The sequence below is a fragment of the Komagataeibacter kakiaceti JCM 25156 genome (assembly GCF_000613305.1).
Window position 1 is genome coordinate 1 of sequence record NZ_BAIO01000165.1, and the last position, 4,602, is coordinate 4,602.

General features: G+C 64.3%; 4 protein-coding genes and 3 pseudogenes. 1 reads left to right on the forward strand and 6 read right to left on the reverse strand.

All coding sequences use genetic code 11. The features are described 5' to 3' along the window. A pseudogene (locus JCM25156_RS23200) lies at window positions 1-251 on the forward strand (class I SAM-dependent RNA methyltransferase); the annotation flags it as partial. 24 nt (window positions 252-275) lie between these two features. On the opposite strand, the gene JCM25156_RS09705 reads toward JCM25156_RS23200, so the two are convergent. From JCM25156_RS09705 to sufC, 6 genes and pseudogenes are all read right to left on the reverse strand, one after another. Next, window positions 276-653, reverse strand: coding sequence for a HesB/IscA family protein (locus JCM25156_RS09705; RefSeq protein ID WP_025812917.1), 378 nt, complete (start codon window positions 651-653; stop codon window positions 276-278). Between the two features lie 21 nt (window positions 654-674). Then, window positions 675-1,136: an SUF system Fe-S cluster assembly protein gene (locus JCM25156_RS09710; protein WP_025812918.1), complete on the reverse strand. Its 462-nt coding sequence runs from the start codon at window positions 1,134-1,136 to the stop codon at window positions 675-677. 7 nt (window positions 1,137-1,143) lie between these two features. Continuing rightward, complete coding sequence (gene sufU / locus JCM25156_RS09715) at window positions 1,144-1,572, reverse strand: Fe-S cluster assembly sulfur transfer protein SufU (protein WP_034959205.1); 429 nt, start codon at window positions 1,570-1,572, stop codon at window positions 1,144-1,146. A 7-nt stretch (window positions 1,573-1,579) separates the two neighbouring features. Then, a pseudogene (locus tag JCM25156_RS23205) lies at window positions 1,580-2,829 on the reverse strand (aminotransferase class V-fold PLP-dependent enzyme). Continuing rightward, window positions 2,829-4,099, reverse strand: a pseudogene (gene sufD, locus JCM25156_RS23210) (Fe-S cluster assembly protein SufD). Before sufD ends, JCM25156_RS23205 begins: the two co-directional pseudogenes overlap by 1 nt. Next, window positions 4,096-4,602, reverse strand: a 507-nt coding sequence (sufC, locus tag JCM25156_RS09730) for a Fe-S cluster assembly ATPase SufC (RefSeq protein ID WP_025812921.1), incomplete at its 5' end; no start/stop codon positions are given. The pseudogene sufD and the gene sufC, both read right to left, overlap by 4 nt.

A 4,602-nucleotide genomic window follows, 5' to 3' on the forward strand; every position in this document is an offset into this window, starting at 1 on the left:
CACGGTCGTGCTGGACCCGCCCCCATGCCGGGGCGGGAGCGCAGATGGCGCAGATCGTGGCGGGAAAGCCCCGGCATGTCATTTATGTCAGTTGTAATCCCATCGCGCTCCAGCGCGATCTTGCCCCGCTCCAGCAGGCAGGCTACCGGCTGGAAAGCCTGACGGTCGTCGACCAGTTCCTGTGGTCGGCGGAGGTAGAGTCGGTCTGCGTGCTGACCCTGCCCGGCACGACACGGCCCAGACGGCGCTAGACCCGCGCCGGGGCGCTTCCATGCTCAGACGTGGAAGCTCTCGCCACAGCCGCAGCGGCCCTTTTCATTGGGGTTGGTGAAGGTGAAGCCCGCTTCAAGCTCCTTGACCTCATAATCCATGACCGAGCCGATCAGGAACAGGGTCGCCTTGCGGTCAACCAGCAGGGTGACCCCCTTGTCCGTCACCACTTCATCACCGGGGCCGGACTGTTCGACAAACGTCATGTCATAGGCGTTGCCCGAGCAGCCCTTGGTCGAGACACCAATGCGCAGCAGGTGCCCCGCATGGTTGGTCCGGTACAGGGTCTCCAGCCGCTGCGCCGCACGCTCGGTCAGGGACAGGAGCGGCGGCAGCGCGCGGCGGGTCGGGGTCTTGGTGGTCAGGGTATTCTGTTCGGTCATGGCACGTTCCCCTTGCTGGGTTCAGAACATGTTCAGGGCGAGGCGCGCATCTTCGCTCATGCGCGACATATCCCATGGCGGCTCCCACACGATCTCGACCGTCGCGCTGGTGACCGTCCCGATTTTTTCCACGGCTTCCTTCACCTGCAGGGGCAGTTCCTGCGCGCTGGGGCAGTTGGGGGCCGTAAGGGTCATTTCAACCTTGACCGTGCCATCATCATGCAGGTCGATGGCGTAGATCAGGCCGAGTTCATAAATGTTGACCGGGATTTCGGGGTCATACACGGTCGCGATCGCCTCGATGACGGCCTCTTCATCCGGTGCGCCACCTTTCGTGCTGCTTTCCGCCGGTTTTTCGCCATCGGGTGTCCAGGTCGATACGGGTTCGCTCCGGGCCACGGGCGCGCCCTCGGCCTCAAGGGAGAAAGCTCCGGCTCCCTGTGCCACGCCGATGGCGGGCTCTACCTGATTTTTCTCGTCCATGAGGCTTTCACCTGTCTCTGTCATCATTGAGCATCTCAATCAGTGCCGTCCACGGCAGCATGGCACAGCGGATACGGGAGCGATGCCGGTGCAGGGGGGCGAAAGCCGAAAGTTCGCCCAGCCCCTCCGGGGCCCTGCCCGTTTCCACCGCCGTGGCGAGATCGGCGTGGATCTGCCTGATCCGTGCCGGTTCCTGCCCCGTCACCCCTTCCGCCATCAGATCGGCGGAGGCGGCGCAGATGGCGCAGCCGCGGGTTTCATGCCGTATCCGGTCGATACGTCCCTGCGCATCCACCACCGCATGGAGGTGAACCCGATCCCCGCATAACGGATTCGTCCCCTGCCCCTGCATATTCGCTTCCGCCAGCGGGCCCGCGTAATGGGGGACTTTGGCCCGTTGCAGTACAACGGTGCGGTACAGATCATCCTGCGCCATCACACCGTCAGACAAAAAAACCGCGTATCTGCACCAGTGTCGCGGCTAGCATGTCTATTTCCTCTGGCGTGGTGTAGATGCCAAAGCTGGCCCGCGCGGTGGCCGAGACCCCCAGCCTGCGCATGAGCGGCTCGGCGCAGTGATGCCCCGCCCGCACCGCGATTCCATTGCGGTCCAGCAGGGTCGCGATGTCATGCGGATGCACATCCGCCATGGTAAACGAAATAACCCCGCCGCGTTCCGGCGCGGTTCCGATCACTTTCAGTCCGCTCACCTGACCCAATGCATTGAGCGCGTGGGCGGTCAGGGCTTCCTCATGCGCGCCGATCCGGTCGAAGCCGATGGACTCGATATAGCTGATGGCCGCGCCCAGCCCGATCGTCTCGATAATGGCGGGGGTTCCGGCCTCGAATTTGTGCGGCACGGGGGCCCATGTCGACCGCGCGAAGGATACGGTGGAAATCATATCCCCGCCGCCAAGGAAGGGCGGCATTTCGTCCAGTATTTCGCGCCGCGCCCACAGCACGCCGATGCCGGTCGGGCCATACAGCTTGTGGCCGGTCAGCACATAGAAATCCGCATCCAGTTCGCGCACGTTCACCCGGCGGTGGACGGCAAGCTGGCTGCCATCGAACAGCACCTTTGCCCCGGCGGCATGCGCCATGTCGGCAATGGCGCGTGCATCCGTGATCGTGCCCAGCACGTTGGACATATGCGTGATCGCGACCAGCGCCACCTTGCCATCGGACAGGTTGCGCCCTAGGGCTTCCATGTCCAGCGCGCCATCATCGGTAACGGGGGTCACGCGCAGTTCGATGCCTGTGCGATCACGCAGCATCTGCCAGGGCACGATGTTGGCGTGATGCTCCATTTCCGAGATCAGCACCACCTGTCCCGGCCGGAGCAGCCCGCCATAGGAATGCGCGACAAGATTGATGCTTCGGTGCTGTTGCGGGTGAAAATGATTTCCTCGCGCGCCGCCGCGCCCAGAAAACCCGCGACCTGATCGCGCACGCCCTCATACGCCTCGGTCGTGCGTTCGCTCATCCAGTACAGGCCACGGTGGATGTTGGCGTACTGGGTGCGCATGGTGTCGGCCATGCAGTCAATGACCTGCCGGGGTTTCTGCGCGGAGGCCGCGCTGTCCAGAAACACCAGATCCCGGCCATGCACCTTCTGTGAGAGGATGGGGAAATCCGCCCGGACATGCCGGAGGATTCCGGCGGCGTCGGCGGCCTGTGTCACGATCTGATCCATCATGCCGCCTCCCGCTTCCACCATGCTTCCACCGCAAGGTTGAGGCTGTCCTTCAGCCGCTGGTCATCAATCTTGTCCACCACATCATGCAGGAACGCACGGATCAGCATGGAGCGCGCGACATCACCCGGAATGCCACGGCTGCGCAGGTAGAAAAGCTGGTCATCGTCCAGCGCGCCCACGGTGGCGCCGTGGCTGCACTTCACGTCATCGGCGTAGATTTCAAGCTCGGGCTTGGCGTCGATTTCCGCGCCGTCCGACAGCAGGAGCGCCTGGTTCATCTGGTAGCCATCGGTCTTCTGGCGATCCGTTCCACAAGGATCTTGCCCTGAAACACCCCGTGCGCCTGATCTGACAGCACGTTCTTGACCGTCTGGCGCGAAACGCAACCGGGTGCGGCGTGGGTGATCACGCTGGTCAGATCCCCATGCTGGCGCCCCGCCAGAAGCTGCGCGCCATTGACATGCACCTGCGCGCCCGGCCGCGACAGGCCCGCATGCACTTCGTGCCGCGACAGGTTGCCCCCCAGCGTGAGCGTGAAGCTGTCATACACGCCCTCCGCCGCGACGGTGACGTGACTTACGGCGAGATGCACCGCCAGTCCGCTCTCCGCCTGAATGCGGGCATGGGACAGGTAGCCATTATCGGCCACCGCAATGTCATATAGCGGGTTATGCAGGTAATACCCCTGCCCGACAGCGGCATCCAGCACCGCCAGCCTGCCACCCTTTTCCACCACGATACGATGGCGCGGATGAAACGAGACCGGCGCGTCATCCGCCGTAAGCCCGATGCCGACCAGCAGCAGGCAACCGGCGTCCACCCCTTCGGGCACGACCAGTTCCAGTCCGTCGCGCGCCATGAGGGTGTTCAGCGCGGTCGTGACATCACCTGCCGGGTCGATCCCGTCATTTCCTTCCCCGCTGGCAAAGGGCGAAACCCTTACACCCGCGGGCAGGCGGGAACGGCTGGCGTCGAAATGGCCATTGACGAACACGGCCCGGTTCGCCCCCGCGCCCAGACCGGAAATGGTCTCGACCTCGGCCAGAAGCGTATCGACCCTGCCCCCGTCCACATCAGACGGAGCGGCGGCGAAGGGTACGTCGGCCAGCATGCGCAGGGTGGTGTATTTCCACGCTTCCACCCCGGCGCGCGGCAGGCCGACCCTGCGCAGGAAGTCAGCGGCCCTGCGCTGGTCCGCGCCAGTTTCCGCATCACCCCGGTCGAGAAAGGCGCTGGCGTTGATCCCGACCGGTGTCAGCGCGTTCACGCGGCTTCCGCCAGGAAGCGCGCGTAACCCTGCGCTTCAAGCTGCTTGGCCAGTTCGGGGCCGCCGCTGTGGATGATCCGCCCCTTCGCCATGACATGAATGCGGTCGGGCACGATATAGTCCAGCAGGCGCTGGTGATGCGTGATGACCAGCGCCGAGAAATCCGGCCCGCGCAGGGAATTGACGCCTTCGGCCACGATGCGCAGCGCGTCGATGTCCAGCCCGCTATCCGTCTCGTCCAGAATGGCGAAGGACGGCTGGAGCATGCGCATCTGCAGCACTTCGTTGCGCTTCTTCTCACCACCGGAGAAGCCGACATTCACATTGCGCTTGAGCATCTCGTCCGACATGGAAAGATGTTTGGTTTCCTTGCGCACGGCCTTAAGGAAGGCCACGGCGTCCAGTTCTTCCTGCCCGCGCGCGCGCCGCACGGCGTTGACCGCGGTGCGCAGGAAGTTGGCGTTGTTCACGCCCGGCAGTTCAACCGGGGGCTGAAAGGCGAG